The organism is Polaribacter sp. AHE13PA, from assembly GCF_019278505.1.
Classification (GTDB): Bacteria; Bacteroidota; Bacteroidia; order Flavobacteriales; family Flavobacteriaceae; genus Polaribacter.
This window is the reverse complement of the sequence record NZ_CP058985.1, coordinates 248,319-269,007: the sequence shown is the minus strand read 5'-3', so window position 1 is coordinate 269,007 and position 20,689 is coordinate 248,319. Positions and strand designations below refer to the sequence as shown.

The 20,689-nt window shown below is 30.2% G+C and carries 18 protein-coding genes; 12 read left to right on the top strand and 6 right to left on the bottom strand.

The features are described 5' to 3' along the window. Window position 1 precedes the first annotated feature (1 nt). From dapB to H0I28_RS01190, 5 genes are all read left to right on the top strand, one after another. Complete coding sequence (gene dapB, locus H0I28_RS01210; RefSeq protein WP_218732887.1) at window positions 2-703, top strand: 4-hydroxy-tetrahydrodipicolinate reductase; 702 nt, start codon at window positions 2-4, stop codon at window positions 701-703. A gap of 136 nt (window positions 704-839) precedes the next feature. Further along, window positions 840-2,537 (top strand): signal peptidase I, encoded by a 1,698-nt coding sequence (lepB, locus tag H0I28_RS01205; protein WP_218760160.1) that lies wholly within the window; start codon window positions 840-842, stop codon window positions 2,535-2,537. 73 nt (window positions 2,538-2,610) lie between these two features. Beyond that, window positions 2,611-3,213 (top strand): WbqC family protein, encoded by a 603-nt coding sequence (locus H0I28_RS01200; RefSeq protein ID WP_218760159.1) that lies wholly within the window; start codon window positions 2,611-2,613, stop codon window positions 3,211-3,213. A 44-nt stretch (window positions 3,214-3,257) separates the two neighbouring features. Further along, window positions 3,258-3,833 carry a Crp/Fnr family transcriptional regulator gene (locus H0I28_RS01195; protein WP_218732884.1) on the top strand — a complete coding sequence of 192 codons (576 nt, stop codon included), beginning with the start codon at window positions 3,258-3,260 and terminating at the stop codon, window positions 3,831-3,833. Between the two features lie 132 nt (window positions 3,834-3,965). After that, window positions 3,966-4,271, top strand: a complete 306-nt coding sequence (locus tag H0I28_RS01190) for a DUF6122 family protein (protein ID WP_218760158.1) — start codon at window positions 3,966-3,968, stop codon at window positions 4,269-4,271. Here the strand turns inward: H0I28_RS01190 and H0I28_RS01185 are convergent. Genes H0I28_RS01185 through H0I28_RS01165 form a run of 5 tightly spaced genes read right to left on the bottom strand, consistent with a single transcriptional unit; the run spans window position 4,262 to window position 10,882 of the window. After that, window positions 4,262-5,749, bottom strand: coding sequence for a lipopolysaccharide biosynthesis protein (locus H0I28_RS01185; protein WP_218752452.1), 1,488 nt, complete (start codon window positions 5,747-5,749; stop codon window positions 4,262-4,264). The two genes, H0I28_RS01190 and H0I28_RS01185, sit on opposite strands and share 10 nt — an antisense overlap. 2 nt (window positions 5,750-5,751) lie before the next feature. Beyond that, window positions 5,752-7,017 (bottom strand): glycosyltransferase family 4 protein, encoded by a 1,266-nt coding sequence (locus H0I28_RS01180; protein ID WP_218760157.1) that lies wholly within the window; start codon window positions 7,015-7,017, stop codon window positions 5,752-5,754. After that, window positions 7,014-8,204: a glycosyltransferase family 4 protein gene (locus tag H0I28_RS01175; protein WP_218760156.1), complete on the bottom strand. Its 1,191-nt coding sequence runs from the start codon at window positions 8,202-8,204 to the stop codon at window positions 7,014-7,016. Before H0I28_RS01175 ends, H0I28_RS01180 begins: the two co-directional genes overlap by 4 nt. Continuing rightward, the gene (locus tag H0I28_RS01170) at window positions 8,204-10,612 is read right to left on the bottom strand and encodes a YfhO family protein (protein ID WP_218760155.1); all 2,409 of its coding nucleotides are present in this window, start codon (window positions 10,610-10,612) and stop codon (window positions 8,204-8,206) included. The genes H0I28_RS01175 and H0I28_RS01170 overlap by 1 nt, the downstream gene beginning before the upstream one ends. Window positions 10,613-10,615: 3 nt before the next feature. Further along, window positions 10,616-10,882: a DUF4834 family protein gene (locus tag H0I28_RS01165; protein WP_165732817.1), complete on the bottom strand. Its 267-nt coding sequence runs from the start codon at window positions 10,880-10,882 to the stop codon at window positions 10,616-10,618. 178 nt (window positions 10,883-11,060) lie between these two features. On the opposite strand from H0I28_RS01165, the gene H0I28_RS01160 reads away from it, so the two are divergent. The 7 genes from H0I28_RS01160 (at window position 11,061) to H0I28_RS01130 (ending at window position 17,503) form a co-directional block, all read left to right on the top strand. Continuing rightward, a complete protein-coding gene (locus H0I28_RS01160; RefSeq protein ID WP_218760154.1) occupies window positions 11,061-12,197 on the top strand; it encodes a transporter in 1,137 nt (378 codons plus the stop codon). Between the two features lie 30 nt (window positions 12,198-12,227). Continuing rightward, the gene (locus H0I28_RS01155) at window positions 12,228-13,349 is read left to right on the top strand and encodes a GTP cyclohydrolase (protein ID WP_218752444.1); all 1,122 of its coding nucleotides are present in this window, start codon (window positions 12,228-12,230) and stop codon (window positions 13,347-13,349) included. A gap of 67 nt (window positions 13,350-13,416) precedes the next feature. Then, the gene (locus tag H0I28_RS01150) at window positions 13,417-14,127 is read left to right on the top strand and encodes a 16S rRNA (uracil(1498)-N(3))-methyltransferase (RefSeq protein WP_218752443.1); all 711 of its coding nucleotides are present in this window, start codon (window positions 13,417-13,419) and stop codon (window positions 14,125-14,127) included. A gap of 39 nt (window positions 14,128-14,166) precedes the next feature. Continuing rightward, window positions 14,167-14,808 (top strand): DUF4159 domain-containing protein, encoded by a 642-nt coding sequence (locus H0I28_RS01145; protein ID WP_218760152.1) that lies wholly within the window; start codon window positions 14,167-14,169, stop codon window positions 14,806-14,808. Between the two features lie 217 nt (window positions 14,809-15,025). Beyond that, window positions 15,026-15,937 carry a bile acid:sodium symporter family protein gene (locus H0I28_RS01140; RefSeq protein WP_218760150.1) on the top strand — a complete coding sequence of 304 codons (912 nt, stop codon included), beginning with the start codon at window positions 15,026-15,028 and terminating at the stop codon, window positions 15,935-15,937. 13 nt (window positions 15,938-15,950) lie between these two features. Further along, on the top strand, window positions 15,951-17,009 hold the full coding sequence (locus H0I28_RS01135) for a 1-acyl-sn-glycerol-3-phosphate acyltransferase (protein ID WP_218760149.1): 1,059 nt from the start codon (window positions 15,951-15,953) through the stop codon (window positions 17,007-17,009). 11 nt (window positions 17,010-17,020) lie between these two features. Beyond that, the gene (locus H0I28_RS01130; RefSeq protein ID WP_218760147.1) at window positions 17,021-17,503 is read left to right on the top strand and encodes a toxin-antitoxin system YwqK family antitoxin; all 483 of its coding nucleotides are present in this window, start codon (window positions 17,021-17,023) and stop codon (window positions 17,501-17,503) included. Window positions 17,504-17,689: 186 nt separating this feature from the next. Here the strand turns inward: H0I28_RS01130 and H0I28_RS01125 are convergent, their stop codons facing one another. After that, window positions 17,690-20,608: a glycoside hydrolase family 3 N-terminal domain-containing protein gene (locus H0I28_RS01125; RefSeq protein WP_218761538.1), complete on the bottom strand. Its 2,919-nt coding sequence runs from the start codon at window positions 20,606-20,608 to the stop codon at window positions 17,690-17,692. Window positions 20,609-20,689 lie beyond the last annotated feature (81 nt).

Sequence of the window (20,689 nt, the reverse complement as noted above, 5' to 3'; positions counted from 1 at the left end):
AATGAAGATTGCACTATTAGGATATGGAAGAATGGGGAAAGAAATTGAAAAGATTGCTTTATCTCGTGGACATGAAATCGTAATAAAAAAAGATGTAGATGATGTTATTGACATTACGTTAGCTGATGTTGCCATTGATTTTAGCGTACCTTCTTCTGCTTATAATAATATTACCAACTGTATTAATAACAACGTTCCTGTAATTTCTGGAACAACAGGATGGTTAGACAAATATGAGGATGCAGTAGCTCTTTGTAAAGAAAAAAACAGCGCGTTTATTTATGCTTCCAATTTTAGTTTAGGAGTAAATATCTTCTTTGAATTGAATAAGCAATTGGCAAAAATGATGAGTTCTTTAGAGGATTACAATATCTCTATGGAAGAAATTCATCATACAAAAAAATTAGATGCTCCAAGTGGAACAGCCATTACGTTGGCAGAGGGAATTATAGAAAATTCTTCTAAAAACAATTGGGAGTTGGATGAAAAAACATCCGAAGAAAATATTCCTATTGTTGCAAAAAGAATTCCTGAAGTTCCAGGAACACACACCGTTTGGTACGATTCTGAAGTAGATTCTATAGAAATAAAACACACAGCACACAGTAGAAAAGGTTTTGCTTTAGGTGCCGTTGTTGCAGCTGAATGGATTGTAGGGAAACAAGGAGTTTTCTCTATGAAAGATGTGTTAAACATAGGTTAAACCCTGTAACAAACTAATAATAAAGCTACTAATAAATGTATCATTTATCCTCTCGAGCGCAGTTGAGAGGTTTATATTTTTAGTATAAAACATTAAGCTCTCGACTGCGCTCGAACAGAAATCAAATAGTACAATTATGACTTATTTAGAGTGGTTTATATTTTTTTTAGCAATACAAGTAATTCATTTTTTAGGTACTTGGAAATTATATGTTAAAGCTGGTAGAAAAGCTTGGGAAGCTGCAGTGCCTATCTATAACGGAATTATTTTAATGCAAATAATAAATAGACCTAAATGGTGGATCATTTTATTATTTATTCCGATTGTAAACTTATTAATGTTTCCTGTTATTTGGATTGAAACTATTAGAACTTTTGGTTTCTATAAAAAATTAGATTCGTTTTTAGTTATTGTTACTTTAGGTTTGTATATTTTTTACATCAATTATGCAACAGATGCAAAGTACAATGCAGAAAGAAGCTTAAAACCACGCTCTGAACTAGGTGAATGGGTTAGTTCTATTGCTTTTGCAATTATTGCGGCAACTTTGGTACATACCTATTTTATGCAACCTTTTACCATACCAACTTCTTCTTTAGAAAAATCTTTATTGGTAGGAGATTATCTTTTTGTAAGTAAGTTTCATTACGGAGCTAGAGTTCCATCTACAGTAATTGCAGCACCAATGGTACATGATTCTTTACCATTTACAGGAACTGCTTCTTACTTAAAAAGTCCGCAATTACCATATACACGTTTACCTGGTTTACAGAAAATTAAAAACAACGATATTGTTTGTTTCAATTGGCCTGCAGATACATTGGCAACTATGTGGGGAGATACTTCTGGAAAATTCACCTACAAACCGGTAGATAAAAAAACCAACTACGTAAAACGAAGTGTTGGTATAGCAGGAGATTCTTTAGAAATTAAAGATGGTTACGTTTATATAAACGGACAAAAAAACAAATTACCGTACAGAGCAAAAATTCAATTTTATTATACTTACGAAGCGAAGTCTGCAATAGATAGAAACAATTTTCCGCAGTTTTTAATCAATAAAGAAAGAACAGGAGTTTATAAAATTTTAAATGAATATTGGAACAATCCAAAGGTTCAAGAAGCTTTTGAAAAGAGTGCTAACTTATCTAAAATAGGTTCAGATTCTTTATATACAGAAGTTGCAGGTGGTGTTTCTCAAGATTTAGCAAGTCGTTTAAAAATGACGAATGTAGCTAACAAGATAAATATTAATTTAACCGAAGACGAATTTAATCAACTTAAAAAACACCCTTCTACAGTATCTGTAAAAAAGGTTAATTATAGAGCTGATGTTGGTATTTTTCCTCATATAAAAGAAAATCAATGGAGTCAAGATAATATGGGACCAATTTACATTCCTAAAGCTGGAGCAACTGTAAAAATTGATGCCAAATCTTTGCCATATTACGAGCAAATTATTAAAAATTATGAAAACAATGATTTACAAATTGTTGGAGATAATATTTTTATTAATGGTAAAAAAGCAGATTCCTATACCTTTAAACAAGATTATTATTGGATGATGGGAGATAACAGACACAACTCTTTAGATGCACGTTATTATGGCTACACTCCTTTCGATCATGTATTAGGGAAACCCGTAATGGTTTGGTTTAGCTGGGATGCAAATGCGGCATCTTTTGGTGAGAAAATAAAATCTATTCGTTGGGATAGAATGTTTACAACTGTGCATGGAGACGGAGAGCCTGTTTCTTATAGATATTTTGTATTTGCATTAATTGGTTTATATTTTGGATATAGTTTTTACAGAGGAAAAAAAGCTAAGAAATAGTATTCAGTTTTAAATAGCTGTTTGTAATAATAACAGATTTCGACTAAAAAAAGCATCTAAAAACCAATAGAAAATGTCTCTATTTATACCTACATATTTTGGCCCAATTTCTCAGTATACAGAGATTGTAAAATCTGATGCTGTTGTTTTTGAAATGGAAGACAACTTCCAAAAACAAAGCTATAGAAACAGATGTTACATCTTTAACTCTAACGGAAAACAGTTATTAAACATCCCTGTTAAGGATAAAAATAAAGGTACTTCTCAGCGTAAAAAAACAAAAGATTTACTGGTAGATAATGATGCTCTTTGGCAAGACCATCATTTAAAATCTTTACAAACAGCATATAGAACCTCTCCTTTTTACGAGTTTTATGAAGATGATTTATTAAAAATATTTCATAAAAAATATACATTTTTACAAGACGTAAATATAGACACACATTTGTTTATTACAGATGCATTACAAATTTCTCAACAATATTCTAAAACAACAGAATACCTTGTAGAAACTACAGAACCTGATTTTAGAGAACTTGTAAATGTAAAAAATCAACCAAAAAAAACACCCGATTCTTACATTCAAATGTTTGATGATAAACATGGATTTATTCCTAATTTATCAATTTTAGACTTAATCTTCATGGAAGGACCAAATGCCATTAGCTATTTATAATTAATTGCATTAAATTTAAACTTATTAACTAAAACGCTTCTTTAATGAATGTTTTATCCTTTTTTATTAATAATTTCCACAAATTACCTCCTGAATCTTATCAAAAATTTTTAGAGCTTACAGAGTTGAAATTTTTTAATAATAAAGATGTTTTAACTAAAACAGGTGATAAACCTACGGATTTATATATTTTAAAAAAAGGAATTGTTAGATCTTACTATGAAGATGAAAACGGAAAAGAATACATAAGAAGTCTATTTGTACCTTTTAGTTCTACAGGTTCATTTGGAGCTTTAGTTTCTAATAAAAACTCTTTGTTAACCTATCAATGTTTAACTGATTGTGAATTATTTGTTATAAATTATAAAAAATTGAAAGAACTTGCTTTAGTTGATAATGACATTGCAGTTATGTATGCAAATGCTTTGGAAAGCATTTTTTTATTATTTGAAAAAAAAATATATAATTTATCCGTTTTAGATGCAACAGAAAGGTATAAAGCATTAAAAAAAGAGATACCTAATATAGAAAACATTATACCACAATACCACATAGCATCATATTTAAATATTTCTGCTGTGCAATTAAGTCGAATTAGAAAAAAAATATATTCAAAATAAATCTATTAACATAGGTAAAGAATTAATAAACAAATTATATCTAATTTAGCAGTGTAAGAATTCTAAGCTCCCCCAAAGAATTACTACCCCTAAAAAAAAGGTTTATTTTGTAAAAAGAGTAAACCTTTTTTTATGTCAAAATTTATAATACACTATTCACTACATTTTATAATACCTGCACTTATAGCCTATTTTTTTTTTAAAGATAATTGGAAAAAGGTTTACTTAATCTTTTTGTGTTCTATGTTGGTCGATTTAGATCATTTATTAGCCACTCCTATTTTTAAAGAGAATAGATGCAGTATCAACTTTCATCCATTGCATTCTTACATAGCTATTGGCTTTTATGCAGTAGGTTTGGTTTTTAAGAAAACGAGAATACTCTGTATAGCACTCTTATTTCATATGCCTACAGATTATATAGATTGTTATTTGTAGTATTTTTTTAAGAGTATATCAAACTCATTAGAAATATTAAGTTTAAGTACTAAAAGTATATATACAACCGTAATTAAAATACTTTTTAAAGCAATATTTATAATAGGGTGCACAGGAAACTTCCATAAATAAATGTCACTTATAGTAAAATCCCAAAAATTAAAAGCTAAATAAAGAACAGTAATTATTACAATCATTTTTAACGACTTGTCTGTAAAAGGTGTCATAGAAAACTTACTTTTTACAAAAAATAACTTAAACGTATTTGCTAAAAAGATTACTATTAAAGTTGCCAACGCTAAGCCATCTGTTCCCATATCTAATTCATAATAAAAAAGTTTATTTAAAAGATAAACCGATAATGCCATAGAAATACTAATGGGTAATGTTATTTTATAAAACTTAGAATTGTTTATGATAGCTCCATTGTTCCCTAAGAAACCATTATATAGCTTCAGTACAGAAATCATAAGAACCACCAATGCACCACCTCCATATTCTTTAGGAAGTAAATTAAATAATTGACCAACGTTTGCATTTATTAAAACAAAGAAAAGGCCGCTAATTAATAAAAGGTTAATAGAACTCTTTTTATATAATGAAGCAACTTCTTTATGGTTCTCTTCATTTAATGTTTTAGATGTTAAAGGCTGTAAAATGTTTAACATTGCCCTACTTGGTGCTTCTATAAAAGAACCAATAAAAACGGCAACAGAATAATAAGCTGCAATTACCAAAGACTCCTTACCAGGTATCATAAATTTATCAATATCTAAAATAATTGCTCCTGCACTTCCTGCTAAAATAATATACCCAGAAAAACGAATTACTTCCTTAAAATTATCTGGTCTAGAAAAGGTGAATTTTGGCGTATATAAATTAAATGCATAAAACATCATGATAAGCGTTCTTAGAAAATAAGCCCCTGTTAAGAAGTAAATAAACTCGTGCTTTGTTATCAACTCAAAGTAAACTGCAAATAACAAAATCATTACCATTACACGGTTATACAGCTCCTTTAAAATATTACCAAAAACAGATTGAAATTGAACTTTAGCCCAAGAATAAAAAATCTCAAAATAAGAACAAGCAACTGCTACTAGGTAAATAACAACAGTATAATCTTTTATAATAGGATTTTCTACGGATAAATAATCCCCTATTTCTTGATAGAATAAGTTTCCAAAATAAGCTATAGGAATTGCAATAAATAGTGGTAAAAAAAGTACCGACGATAAAAAACTATCCCTCTCTTCTTTTGTAAAATAGCTAGAATAAAACTTTACAATTGTATGATGGATTCCTAACGCAATTAAAGGCATTAACAAATTAGAAGTAGATAACAGAAAAGTTACCAAACCATAATATTCATCTTCTAAAAAACGAGTATATAAAAACAAGGTATTTATTCCGCCAAAGGCAAAGCCAAGATAAATAAAAAGTGTGTTTTTTAAAGACTGTTTAAATACAACTCCCATGGCTACGAATGTAAACTTTTAAGAAGTAATGCAAGGTCTTTGGTCAGTTCTTTTCTATGAAATCTCTCAATATTTTTAGAATTCACTTCTAAAGAACCTTTTTTATATTGATGATATAATTTTAATATTTCTAATGATAATTTTTTTCCATTATCAAAATCAACTACAACACCAGCATTGGTTTCTTTCACTATTTCTGATAAATCTCCATCTTCTGGTCCAATCGCTAAAATAGGTCTTTTAGCAGTTAGATATTCAAATAACTTCCCTGTTAAAATTCCTTTTGACTTTTCTACATTCGGAATTAATAACAACAAAACCTGAGCTTTCTGCTGGTATGCTATTGCTTTTTCATGCGCAACATATCCAACAAAATTAGAATTCTCTGTTAAGTTATTTTGAGAAATTTCTTCTTTTACTTCATTAGAAATATCTCCAATAAAATTTAATTTTAAATCCTTCTTAAAACCTTCATCTTGTAAGCAAAGTTCTTTTAAAACTTTAAATAATACCTTAGGATTGCTTTGTTTGGGTAATAATCCTATGTAAGAAATAGAAAACGCTGTATCTAAAACACTTGAGCTATTGGTTAAAACTTCATCATCAAAACCATTGGTAATCACTTCTACTCTACTCGCTTTTTTAGCAAATTCGGTTTTTAGAGCATTACTAACCGTTAATACACAATCTGCATTTTTTAAAACTTTTTCTTCTAATTTTTTATTTCGAATTTTCGCAAAAGACAATTGCTTAAAATCTTTATTGTAATACAAATCCGACCAAGGGTCTCTAAAATCTGCAAGCCATTTAATATTATTTTGTTCGTGTAATTTCTGAGCAATTAAATGCATACTATGCGGCGGACCGGTAGAAATAATTGCATCAATCTTGTTAGCATCTAAATACTTTTGCAAGTATTTTACAGAAGAGTTTACCCAAAATACTTTAGGATCTGGAATAAAAAAATTCCCTCTTATAAATGATAAAACGCCTCCGTTACTTGCATTGGAAATTCCACTTTTCTGAGGTGTATTCTTTTTCCAAAAAAGGATATCTGTAGGTTCCCAAATAGCTTGTTTTAAAACTTCTATATTTTTCGGGACTTCATTAATTAAGGTGTTATCTTCCTTCGGATATTTTACATTATCAACTGTGTATACAATAGGTTCAATACCAAACTCTTGTAAATATTTTACAAATTTCAACCAACGTTGCACTCCAGAACCTCCTGCAGGAGGCCAATAATATGTAATTATTAATACTTTCAAAATGGTAGATTATCGTATAAATGTAGCAGTTTTTTTGAAGTCTGTTCCCAAGAGAACTCATTTTCTATAAACTCTTTTCCATTTTGTCCTAATTCATTTCTTAATTTCTCATCCTTGTAGAGCGTTATAATTTTATCAGAAAAATCTTGTACATCTCTGTCTTTATGAATTAAACCTGTTTTATTATTCTCTACAACTCTTTTTTGAGCCGTAGCATCACTCACTAAAAGTGGTTTTGTCAAACTCATATATTGAAAAATCTTATTTGCATAAGCTACATCATGTTGTAAATTTCTATGCAAAGGCGAAATACAAATAGCACTAGACAAAATATAAGATTGAAATAAAGCAACATTTTGCCAACCCTCAAAATCAACAAATTCTTCTAATTTTAAGTCAGCTACTTGTTGTTTTAAAACAACATCAGTAGTATTTCTGCCTACAATAACCAACTTAATATTTGGGATGGTTTCTTTTAATGAAGTTAGAGACTCAATAGCCGTTTGCAGGCCTCTTCTTAAATGAGTATCTCCTAAATACAAGAGTACAAAATTGTCTTTGTACCTAGCTACAATCGTTTTATCAACTTTATAATCTGTATAAAACGATTCTCTAATGGTATTCGGAACTAAAACTAACTTTTCTTTAACAGAGGGGATTCTTTTTACTAGATTTTCTAAAAATTCAGGAGAAACCGAAATTACTTTATCTGCTTTTTTTATAAATTCCTTTTCTTTCTTTTTCCATTTTGATGGTGAAATAATATACTTTCCTGGAAATTTCTGCAGGTGCGGATATAATTTCATCACTTCTGGCATATTATCATGCAAGTCTAAAACTACCGGTAAATTGAAAGATTTATTTGCATTAAAAACAGCTTCTGCAATTCTAATGTCATGTATATGTAGCGCATCAATTTTTGTTTCTTCTATAAATTGATGAATCTTTTTTTTCATCAAAATGCCATAAAGAGGAACGGTATACGCTAAAGCTGATAATTTATATTCTAGTTTATTTGATGTAAATCTTTTAACCTGAATTCCGTTTATAACTTCAGACGATTTTTCTTCAGCATATTTTAAGCAGAACAGAAAAACATCATGACCTGCTTTCACCAAAGAAACGGCTTCGTTTTCTACCCTTGGATCAGGCGGAAAAGGAGCATCTAAAATCATCCCTATTTTCATTATTTTTCTTTCTTCTTTTTGTAAAAAAACCAACCAGTTGTTATTAAAATTAACAACGCATAAGAAGCTAATGAAATAATTTTTCCTTGCTGAATTACTTTAGGTTCAAACTTAAATTCGATCGTATGCTCTCCTGCAGGAATTGTCATTCCACGTAACACATAATTAACACGCACATGCGGCGTTAATTTTCCATCAACATAAGCGTTCCAACCATCTTTATAATAGATTTCAGAAAAAACAGCAAACTGATCTTTCAATGTTTTAGCTTGATATGTTAACGTTGTTACATCGTAATTTAAAAGTTCTATTTTGGCAGTACTATCAATTTCTCTAGGAAAAGTAGATTGATTGTCTTCATCGTTATAGAAAACAGCCACCTTCTTTGTATTTAAAGAATCTAAAGCTTGAATTTCTTCATTCGCAGAATCTACAATTTTTACACGTTCTACAAACCAAGCATTTCCGTTAGCATCTGGGTTTAATTGCGATTGCTTCTCCCCTTTATCATTACCAATAATAAAATATTTGGTATTTAACATGTTTAAAACTTGCATGTTATTTTTGGCAATTTGAAAATCAAATAACTCTTGATAACGACCTAATTTTGCTGCATGATACCCTCCAATAGATTGATGAAAGTAAGATGTACTACCATCATTCATTGGGTTTACAGTGAAGTTACCAACTCTATAATGACTTTTATCTTGTAAAATAATTTTATCTGCTGTTGATGCTATAAATGGTTTCTCAATTTTTCTTGCAGATTGAAAATCATCTTCATTTACGTACTTTTTATCCACAGAAATTAAATCAAATAACAAAAAGACAGTTAATGCTAAAATAGCAACACCTTGTTTTAATTTATCCTTTAACAACATCCATAAAACACCTGCAGAAAGTATCATTAAAAATAAAGAACGTAATGTATCTGTTAATAGCATCGATTTTCTATCAGAAATAATTGCATCTGCTAAACCCGGTAACTGATTGTATTGAGCATCTCTTATTCCTTCAAAAGTTGAAAATCCGTGTGCTAATAAAAACCCTAAAACAATTAATCCTCCAAAAGCATAGACTGCTTTTTTTAATCCATCTAGTTTTTCATCCGAAGAAATCTTAGACGAAAAGAATTCTTTTAATGCTAGTATCCCTAAAATAGGCACACATAGTTCTGCAATTACTTGTATCGAGGAAACAGCTCTAAATTTATTGTACAACGGAAAATAATCAATAAAGAAATTGGTTAAAACATCAAAGTTTCTCCCCCAACTCATTAAAATTGAAAAAACGGTTGCAGTAACCAACCATTGTTTCAAGCGTCCTTTTACCAAAAATATCCCTAAGAAAAATAGAAAGAAAATTACAGCACCAATATAAGCAGGTGCTTCTACAATATTTTGATCTCCCCAATAGGTAAGCGCTTGTTCAGAGTATTCTTTTGCTGCACTTCTTCCTGCTTTTTCTTCTAAAATTTGATAAAAATTAGAATCTTCCCCTAATTTTTCTATGGTTCCTCCGCCCATAAAACGAGGAATGAATAAATTAAAAGTCTCTAATTTTGCGTAACTATATTCTGTAATATAGGCTTTATCTAAGCCTTTTGTAGCTTCTTTTTTACTCCCATCTGGCGTAATAGTCAATTCAGATTTCCCTCTTGTACTATGATCTGCATATTCTTTCATAGCCATTAAACGAGGTGCATTTGCTCCAATACCTAATAAAACTGCTGCAAAAATTATAGCTACTTGTTTTATAAAAGTCGGAATAATTTTTTCTTTAATAGCATGGATAAACTCTACAATTCCTAGAATAATTAAAGCAAAACTTAGGTAATACGTCATCTGAGGATGGTTTGTATAAATTTCTAAAGCCATTGCGACTCCAGTTACCATAAAACCAAGAATATATCGTTTCTGAAAAACCCATAACAATCCAGCTAATATCAATGGCATATAAGCAATTGCATGTGCTTTTGCATTATGTCCTGCTCCAAAAATAATGATTAAATAGGTTGAAAACCCAAAGGCGAGCGACCCAAAAATAGCCAACCTCCAATTTACTTTCAAAGCCATCATTAAAACAAAGAAGCTTAAAAAATATAAGAAAGTATAATCTGCAGGTCTTGGCAAAAAGCGTAAAGTTCTGTCTATTCCCCTTACAAAATCATTCGGATAATAAGCACTTACTTGGTACGCCGGCATTCCACTAAAAGAAGCACCTGTCCAATAAGGCTCTGTGTTTTTATCTGCTCTAAAATCATTAATCTCTTTTACCATTCCGGTAAACTGAGTAATATCAGATTGGTTTAGCTTCTCACCTTTTAAAACAGGATGAAAATAGATAATTGATACCAAAGCAAAAATTGCAACAGCACCGATGTATGGTAAAATTTTAGTAAACTTCATAAATTAATCTATTTCCTCAAAATCCACATATTCACCAACAGAATTTTTACTTTGCTGTTGATTCCCTGGAGTTTTATCGATTACTGTTTTCCCTTCTGGCACAGTATTTTTTTGCGGTTCTTGTTGTTGTCCGCCACCGTATTGCTGTTCTGCTTTCTTTTTAATTGTTTCAGCAGCCTTTTTAATTAAAAAAGGTGCGAATAATTTTGCTAAAAACTTAAACGCATAATAGCAAAAAACAATAATAGCTATGGTTCTTAATAATCCCATTCAAATATTTATTTATAAAAAAATCAATCAAAAATAACAATTTGAATACAATTGGAGCGTTTACAGACTATAAAACTTTCTTAAACTCAAAAAAGTATCGTTTGCTTTTATAAAATAGCATTTTTATACTATGTTTGTGTAATAGGTAGTTACTGCCAATAATATATTATCTTAATTTATGAAAAACCTTTTCCTGAAATTTTTTATTACCCTCATCGTATTTATAAGCAGCTCTACACAAGCACAATACACCGATGTAATAAACTCTAACAAACCTGGTTTTTCAGAAAGTCCTTACAGTGTTGGTACTGGCGTATATCAATTTGAGACAAATGTTTTCTACAAAAACACCAGTATAGAGCCTACTTTTTCTATACCAGAATCTTTTGGAGCAGATTTACTTTTTAGAACAAGTTTTTTTCTTGAAAAACTAGAATTAAATGCGCAGTTAACCTATCAAAAAGACGAAGTAACATTTCATAATGTTTTCACATCGCAATATTCAAATTCTGGGTTAAGTAAATTTACAATCGGTGCAAAATACTTGTTATTTCAACCAGAATATACTGATAAAACAAAAGAAGTTAGAAGTTGGAGAAAAAGGCATGCTTTTGATAAAAAGCGATTAATTCCTTCTGTTGCTTTGTATTTAGGAGTAAATACAGATGTTGTAGATGATCTATATAAAACAGAAAGCATTTCACCTAAATTAGGTGTTTTATTACAGCAAAATATTACAGATCGATTTAATATCGTTTACAATGGATATTACGATAAAATAGGAACCGACTTCTTTGAACTTTCATATATCATTACTGCAACACAGAATCTAAACTACAATTGGTCTGGTTTTATAGAACACCAAGCAATTTTTAAAAAAGAACAAAATAATTTAAACATAGGAGCAGGATTAGCCTATCTTGTTAATGAAGATTTTCAACTAAATACCTCAGCAAGATTTCTAAAAGAAGGAGAATCACAAGGTTTTTACGGAGGTTTTGGTATCTCTTATAGAATAGATACTCATTCTGATTCTTATACAGATTTAGACGATAGCGGTCAAGTGATTAAAGACACGCCAATTAGTAGGTACAATAAAAAACAAAACGGTTTTTTCTCTAGAATATTTAGTGTTTTCAAGAAAAAAGACAAGAAAAAATCAGTTAGGAAAAGAAGTAGAAAAAGGACTTCTACAAAAGAGAAAAAAGGAGGTTTCTTAGGTTTGTTTGGTAAGAAAAAAGCCAAAGAAGAAACAGATATAGAAAAATTAGAAAGAGAAATTAAAGAGCTTGAGAAAGAAGTAGAAGAAGATTAAAATAACCATTAGAAATACTATTTTTGTAATATGATTACAATTAAAAAAATGACCACCAAAAAGGAAATGAAACAATTTGTAACATTTCCTTTTTCGTTATATAAAGACCATAAATATTGGGTTCCTCCTATTATTAAAGATGAAATAGACAATTTTGATCCAGCAAAAAACCCTGTTTTTGAAAATGCAGATGCGCAGTTCTTTGTTGCTTTAAGAGATGGCAAAATTGTAGGAAGAGTTATTGCAATAATCAATTGGTTTGAGGTTGAAAAACAACAAATTAAAAAAATGCGTTTTGGCTGGTTTGATGTTATTGATGATATTGAAGTAAGTAAGGCTCTATTGGAGAAAGTTAGAGAAATAGGATTAGAAAACAACTTAGAATATATAGAAGGACCAATAGGTTTTAACAACCTAGATAAAACGGGTGTTTTAACAGAAGGTTTCGACCATATTGGTACCATGATTACCTGGTACAATCATCCTTACTATAAAGACCATTTAGAGCAATTAGGTTTTGTAAAAGAGAAAGAATATTTAGAAAATAAATTCAAATTTAAAAATGTTGATGGTGTTTATTTTGATAGAATAAGTAACATTTTAAAAAGACGTTTTAAATTAAAAGCCTTAGATTTTACAAAGACAAAAGACATTTTACCTTACGTAGATGAAATGTTTGAGGTTTTTAGTGCTTCCTACTCTAAACTGTCTTCTTTTGTGCCAATTTCTGATTCTCAAATTGCTTTTTTCAAGAAGAAATACATCAGCTTTATCAATCCAGAATATATAAAATTTGTGGTTGATGAAAATAATAAATTAGTAGCTTTTGCCATTGTAATGCCCTCTTTCTCGGAAGCTTTACAAAAAGCAAACGGAAAATTATTTCCATTCGGATTGTTTCACTTGTTAAAAGCAAGAAAGCACTCTAAAGATGTTACATTTTATTTAATTGGTGTGCATCCAGATTATCAAAATAAAGGTGTACACGCCATTATATTTGATCAATACACAAAAACTTTTGCGCCTCTAGGCATCGAAAATTGTATTAGAACTCCGGAGTTAGAAGACAATGAAGCTATTAAAAAATTATGGGAAAACTTTGATCCTGTAACGCATAAAAGACGAAAAACATATCGAAAGAGTATTCAGTAAAGCAAAAGCAAAATTAAAAAACTTTGCGTCTTTGCGAGAAAAAAGAACCTTGAAACTAATTTAAAAAATGCAATTATTTTATAATTCTGAAATTTCTACAGAAACCACGCAACTCACATTCGATAAAATTGAGAGTAAACATATTGTACGTGTTTTACGTAAAAAAGAAAATGACATTCTTAAAATTACAAACGGTAAAGGCTTTTTGTTTGATGTAAAAATTATACTTGCAAGCGACAAAAAATGTTTGGCAGAAGTTATTGGTTTTGAAGAAAAACCTAAACCATGGAATTATTACCTCCATATTGCCATTGCTCCTACCAAATTAAATGACAGAATTGAATGGTTTTTAGAAAAAGCAACAGAAATTGGTATCGATGAGATTACACCAATTATTTGTTCTAATTCAGAACGTAGAGTTGTAAAGCTAGAACGTTTCGAAAAAATTATTCAGTCTGCCATGAAGCAATCTTTAAAATTCACGCTTCCTAAATTGAATGAACCAGTAAAATTGAATGATTTTATAAAACAAGATTTTAAAGGTAACGTTTGTATTGCACACTGCGAAGATCAAAAAGAAAAAAACTTATTACAATCCGTAATAAAACCTTCAGAAAAAACGACCATTTTAATTGGTCCTGAAGGCGATTTTTCTAGTGATGAAATTAAAAAATGTTTGGCAAAAAATATGATTCCTATATCTTTAGGAGAAAGTAGATTGCGTACAGAAACTGCTGCATTAGTAGCTGTAAATACCATTTCGTTTATCAATCAGTAATTTTTACTATATTGCTTTCAATTCTCACTAAAATAATTGATGAAGCAAACTTTAGTTCTAGTATTAATTTTCCTTATTTTATCTACAAATGCACAGGATGTTGCCATTTTAAAATACAATGGCGGTGGAGATTGGTACGCAAACCCAACAGCAATTCCTAATTTAGTAGACTTTGCAAACAAAAATATTGGAACCAATATTTCTAAAGATCCACAAGCCGTAAATATTAATAGTGAAGATCTTTTTAGCTACCCTATCATCTTTATGACGGGACATGGAAATGTATTATTTTCTGAAGATGATACAAATAACTTAAGAAATTACTTAATTTCTGGGGGATTTTTACATATTTCAGACAATTACGGATTAGATAAATTTATACGAAGAGAATTAAAGAAAGTTTTTCCGAATTTAGAGTTTAAAGAAATCCCGACCAATCATCCTATTTTTAATCAGACTTTTAAATTCCCTAACGGGATTCCAAAAATTCATGAACACAATAAAAAACCTGCCCAAGGTTTTGGTTTGTTTTACAAAGCAAGGTTGGTTGTTTTTTACGATTATGAAACAGATTTAAGCGATGGTTGGGAAGATGAAATTATACACAATAACCCAAAAAGTGTAAGAGAAACTGCTTTAAAAATGGGGGCGAACATTATTGAGTTTGCTTTTAAGAATTAAGTTAGCAGTTAGCAGTTAGCAGTTAGCAGTTAGCAGTTAGCAGTTAGCAGTTAGCAGTTAGCAGTTAGCAGTTAGCAGTTAGCAGTTAGCAGTTAGCAGTTAGCAGTTAGCAAAAATAAAAAACTTTTAGCCTTTGCAACTTTGCTAGAAAAAATAAAATTTAAAACAAGATTTTTTGAACCAAGAAAACCAGAAACTTTGAAACTAATTTAAATAAATGCAAAACAACATAGATATAGACGATATTAAAATAAACTTTGATGAGAGTGGTTTATGGGTTTTAAACATAGCCATTGCCATTATTATGTTTGGCGTTGCTTTGGGGATTTCAGTAGAAGACTTTAAAAGGCTTTTTAAAAATCCTAAAATCGTTTTTGTAGGTGTTTTATCACAATTTATTTTATTACCTGCAGCAACATTTTTAATTATTTTAATACTAAAACCGCATCCTAGTTTTGCATTAGGGATGATGATGATTGCTGCGTGTCCTGGTGGAAATGTTTCAAACTTTTTCAGTAAAATGGCTGATGGAAATGCAGCTTTATCTGTAAGTTTAACAGCTTTTGCAACCTTAATTTGTATTGTAATGACGCCTCTTAATTTACAATTTTGGGGAAGTCTATATGAACCAACCAATATAATTTTAAAAACTGTTTCTTTAAATCCGTATGATTTATTTAAACTCGTTTCTATAATTTTAGGAATCCCTTTAATTCTTGGAATGGTTATTAAACACTACCACTCTGAAATGGCTCAAAAAATTGAAAAAGTTCTAAAACCATTATCTATGTTGGTTTTTATCGCTTTAATTTTTATTGCTTTTTCTCAGAATTTAGACGTCTTTATACACCATATTCACCACGTGCTATTCTTGGTTATTTTTCATAATATTTTTGCCTACATTTTAGGGTTTTATACCGCAAAAAGTTTTAAATTGAATAAAAAAGATTGTAAAACAATCGCTATGGAAACTGGTATCCAAAATGGAGGCTTAGGTTTGTTACTAATTTTTGGTTTCTTTGAAGGTTTAGGAGGAATGGCTTTATTGGCTGCTTTTTGGGGAGTTTGGGATGTCTTTTCTGGCATGGCATTAGCGACTTATTGGGGCAGAAAATCATCTTTAAAATAATTATTAAAATTATATGGAAATTTCACAAATATGGTTTCGTTTAGTGCGTTTGTACGTTAAACTCGGACTCTTTTTTTACACAAAAGAAATAAAAGTAGTGGGTTTAAAAAACGTACCAAAAAAAGGAGCTGTACTTTTTGCTATAAACCACCCAAACGGATTGATAGATCCTTTAATTGTAACTACTAATAACCCAAGAGCTAGTTATTTTTTAGTAAAAGCGGCTGCTTTTAAAAACCCAATTATAAAAAAAATTCTAAATTCTTTAAATCTAATAGCCATTTATAGAATGCGAGACGGCATCGATCAATTGGCAAAAAACGAGGAAGTTTTTAATAAATGTTATGACATTTTTAATAGAGGAAAATCTTTAATGATTTTTCCAGAAGGTAGCGATTGTAGAGACAGAACCGTAAGACCTTTAAGTAAAGGTTTTACTAGAATTGTATATGGAGCTATTGAAAAACATCCTGATTTACAGATACAAGTAGTACCTGTTGGACTTACGTATCAAAATGCATCTCACTTTCCTTGTAAAGTAGCGCTGCATTATGGAGCACCTATTAATGCTAGTGAAATTTACGCAAACAATATCCCTAGTAAATCTATTAACATTTTAAAAAACGAAGTTGTAAATCAATTAAAAGGACTCTCTGTTCATATAGAAAAAGATGAAAATTATGATACTATTTTAACAAAGCTAAATGATGCGCAAGTAGATTTTACAGAAGTAAAAAAAGTACAAGAGATGATTAAGACAAATACATTTCCACCTAAAAAAGAAGGCTCTAAAAACTATTTAAAACCGTTGTACTATTTAATTCTCCTAAATAGTTTGATTCATTATATAATTTATAAAAAGCAAGCGAAAAAAAATCCGGATATCGATTTTGTAGATACTTTTAGGTTTACCTATAACTTGTTTATTTTACCTGTTTTTTATGCACTCCAAGCTTTTATAGTTTCGTATTTCTTTGACAACAAAATAGGACTCTTTTATTTTACTTTTAGCTGTTTTATAATATTTATATATAGCAAGTTGTCACCAACAAATACAGAAGCCAACTCTTAAAATAAAAAAAAATGAGAAAAACGATTGCATTAATAATGATAATCTTATGTTCTGCATTCTCTTTTGGCCAAGAAAAAAAAGCAATAACGATTACTTATGGGGCTGAAAAAGAAGTAATCCCAAATATTGGAGATACTATAAGAGAATACAATTCAACTAAAATACTTAAAAAAATAAAATTTAGGAGTTTAGAAAAATTCACTATTCAAGAATACGCAGAAAGTGGCGACTTATATAAATCAACAACCTTTCCATTAGAAAACCTTAAAAATAAAAGCTTGACTAAATATCACCCAAATGGAAATATTATTTTAATAGCAAACTATGATAACGGAATTGTTGATGGATATTTTCAAAAATTTTATGATAGTGGAAAACCTATGAAAATTGGTACTTATAAAAAAATGAAAAAAATAGGAGAATGGAAATATTTTAATGAAAATGGTAAATTAACAAAACAAGAAAATTATGAAAACGGGAAGTTAATTAATTAAAAAACAACTAGAACGCATCTAAAATTAATAACATAAACATCTGACTTTCTATAATACAATAAAGCTACAACCAAGTTTAGCCCTGATTGCAGCAATTGTTTGAGCTCTTTTTTATTCTTTTTCTGAATAAAAAAAGCGAGTGCGGAAAGCAGGAAATAGCTTCTGAAAAAGAATATTTTATACTTCTTAATTTATAATAGCATCCTGAATAACTTGCTGAATTTCTGTACGCATATTACTCCTTACCAAACTCATGTTTGCTGCTGTAGGGTACACTCTATTAGACAAAAATACATATACAATTCCACTTTGTGGATCAGCCCAAGTGTAAGTACCTGTAAAACCAGAATGCCCAAAACTCTCGTCGGACACACAGCCACAAGTTGCTTTTACCTTAGGGTTTAACTGCGGTTTATCGAAACCTAAACCTCTACGCACCTGCATATCTGAAAAATAACGATGGTTAAATTTGTCTAAGGTTTCTGTTTTTAAATACCTTTTACCACCATAATATCCTTTCTGTAAATACATCTGCATAATTTTTGCAACATCATTTGCATTGGCAAATAAACCTGCATGCCCACCTACTCCACCTAACATCGCAGCTCCCATATCATGCACATAACCTTGTACTAATTGGTTACGGTAATAGTTGTCTTTTTCGGTAGGTATAATTTCGTTTGCAGGAAACTTTTGAAGTGGTAAATAAGTCGTTCTATTAGCACCTAAAGATTGGTAAAACTCTTCATCTACCAAGGTATTTAAAGGTTTTTCATAAGTATTTTCTATCGCTTCTTGCAATAAATAATATCCTAAATCGCTGTATTTATAACCTGCAGTTGTTCTTTGGTCTGCATCTTTAATATATTTATAAATACTGTCTTTATAACTCTTGTTTATATATAAGTTTTTTGCCACGTTTAGTGAAAATCTTTCCGATTGTTTATTACTATAAAAAGCAGGTAAATTTTTATGCGTTATACTATCTTGAGTTGCCACGTAAAAAGGAATCCACGCTTTTAAACGTCCATAATGTGAAAGGATTTCTCTAACAGAAACCGCTGCTTTATTAGAGCCTTTAAAACCTGGTAAAAGATCTTGAAGTTTTTCATTTAAAGAAATTTTCTTCTCTTCTTCTGCTTTCATCACTAAAGGTAAAGAGGCTAAAATTTTAGTAAGGGAAGCCAAATCATACACGTCAGAATTTTTTACTTTTCTAGACGTATCATCTGTGTGATGCCCATAACTTTTCTCTAAGACAATTTTACCATGTCTTGCCACTACAACCTGAAAACCTGGTGCCATTTTTTCCTTTAAAATAATGGTAGCTAAAGAATCTATCTTTTTTAATTTTATAGAAGATAACTGGGCTGCTTCTGGTATGGTATATTCAAATCTACTTAGGTTTGAGGTAAAGAAACCACTACCTTCTAAAAAATCACTTTTAATAGAAACAGGCAACTTCCCTTTTGCTCCAAAAGCTCCAAAAATTAATTGAGCAGAGAGTTCTTGGGCCAATTTACTATTTTGGTATGACACAATAATGCCTTCTATATTTGTAAAAGATTTTACCTGTAATAAACTATAAGGACTTGCAAAAACATCTAAAATTACATTATTCTCTCTAGATATTTCTTGCAACCAAACCAATTCTTTATTTGTAAACTTATAACTTTTCCATGGGTTAGCATTCGATTTATGAAAACCAACGATTACCAAGTTATAAGGTTTCAATTTTGTTATAAGTCCGTCTAAATTTTCACTATAAATCTCATCTACTTGTCCATAATTTTGAAGCATATCAATAAAAGGATATCCAGAATCGTCGCCTAATTTTACATATGCAATTTTTCTTTCTTCTAAATTTGTAATAGGTATATTATAGTTTTTATTTTTAAGAACAGTTAAAGAATTCTTCACCAATTCTCTATGCAATAATTCATCTTCAATTGAATTTAAGTCTTCATGCAAATTATTTAAGACTACTGGTTTATATTCATTTAAACCTGCCCAATATTTCGCTTTTAATATTTTACGAACAGAAAAATTGATTCTTTCTTCTGTTAATGTCTTTAACTCAATAGCCTTTTTAATCATATTTACCGTAGCAGGAATCTCTTGCGGAATTAACAGTAAATCATTCCCTGCTTGTATAGCTGCCAAATTAATTTCTGCCGAAGTAGCATAATTAGCAGCACCTTTCATATTTAAACCATCGGTAATTACCAAGCCTAAGAAGCCTAATTTTTGCTGCAATAAATTAGTCACTACATTTTTAGACAAAGAAGTAGGCAATCTACTATCTGGTTCTAAACTAGCAATACTTAAATGTGCCGTCATAACACTTGCCATACCAGCATCAAAAACTCTTTTGTATGGGTACAATTCAACAGAATCTAAGCGCGCTAAATCAAAATTTAAAACGGGTAATGTATGGTGAGAATCTGTTGCGGTATCTCCATGCCCTGGAAAATGTTTTGCATTTGCCAAAACCCCTTGACTTTGCATCCCTTTTGTAAACGCAATCGCTTTCTGGGTTACGTTTTCTTTATCTTCACCAAAAGATCTGTTTCCAATAATTGGGTTTTCTGGATTTGTATTAATATCTACAACTGGCGCAAAGTTTACATGAATTCCCAATCGCTTACAATGCATCCCCAAATGCTTACCGAATTCAGTAATTAAAGAATCTTTTTCAATAGCACCCAAAGTCATGTTCCAAGGAAATCTATAGGTATCTTTTAAACGCATGTCCAAGCCCCATTCTCCATCAAAACCAATTAACAAAGGTACTTTTGCCGAATCTTGAAATTTATTAGTAAGTACCGCTTGTTTTTCAGGTGTTCCTTGCATAAAAATTAAATTACCCACATGATATTTTTGAATCATATTGGTAATATAAGCTTCGTGCTTTTTGTCTTTATTAGAATAGGCTTGTATCATAAAAAGCTGACCAATCTTCTCATCAATCGACATATTTTTTAAAATACTATCTACCCAAATATCTTGCGCCTCTGCATCTTTCGCTATTAAAGGATCTACACTTTGTGCAGATAAATTAAAAACAAAACTTATAAAAACGACTATTAATAACTCTTTCTTCATATTATTATGGGACATATTCTTAGGGCGTTTTAACAGGCTTTCGCTACTCGCTTTTTTTAGGTTGTTCTCTATACAATTACG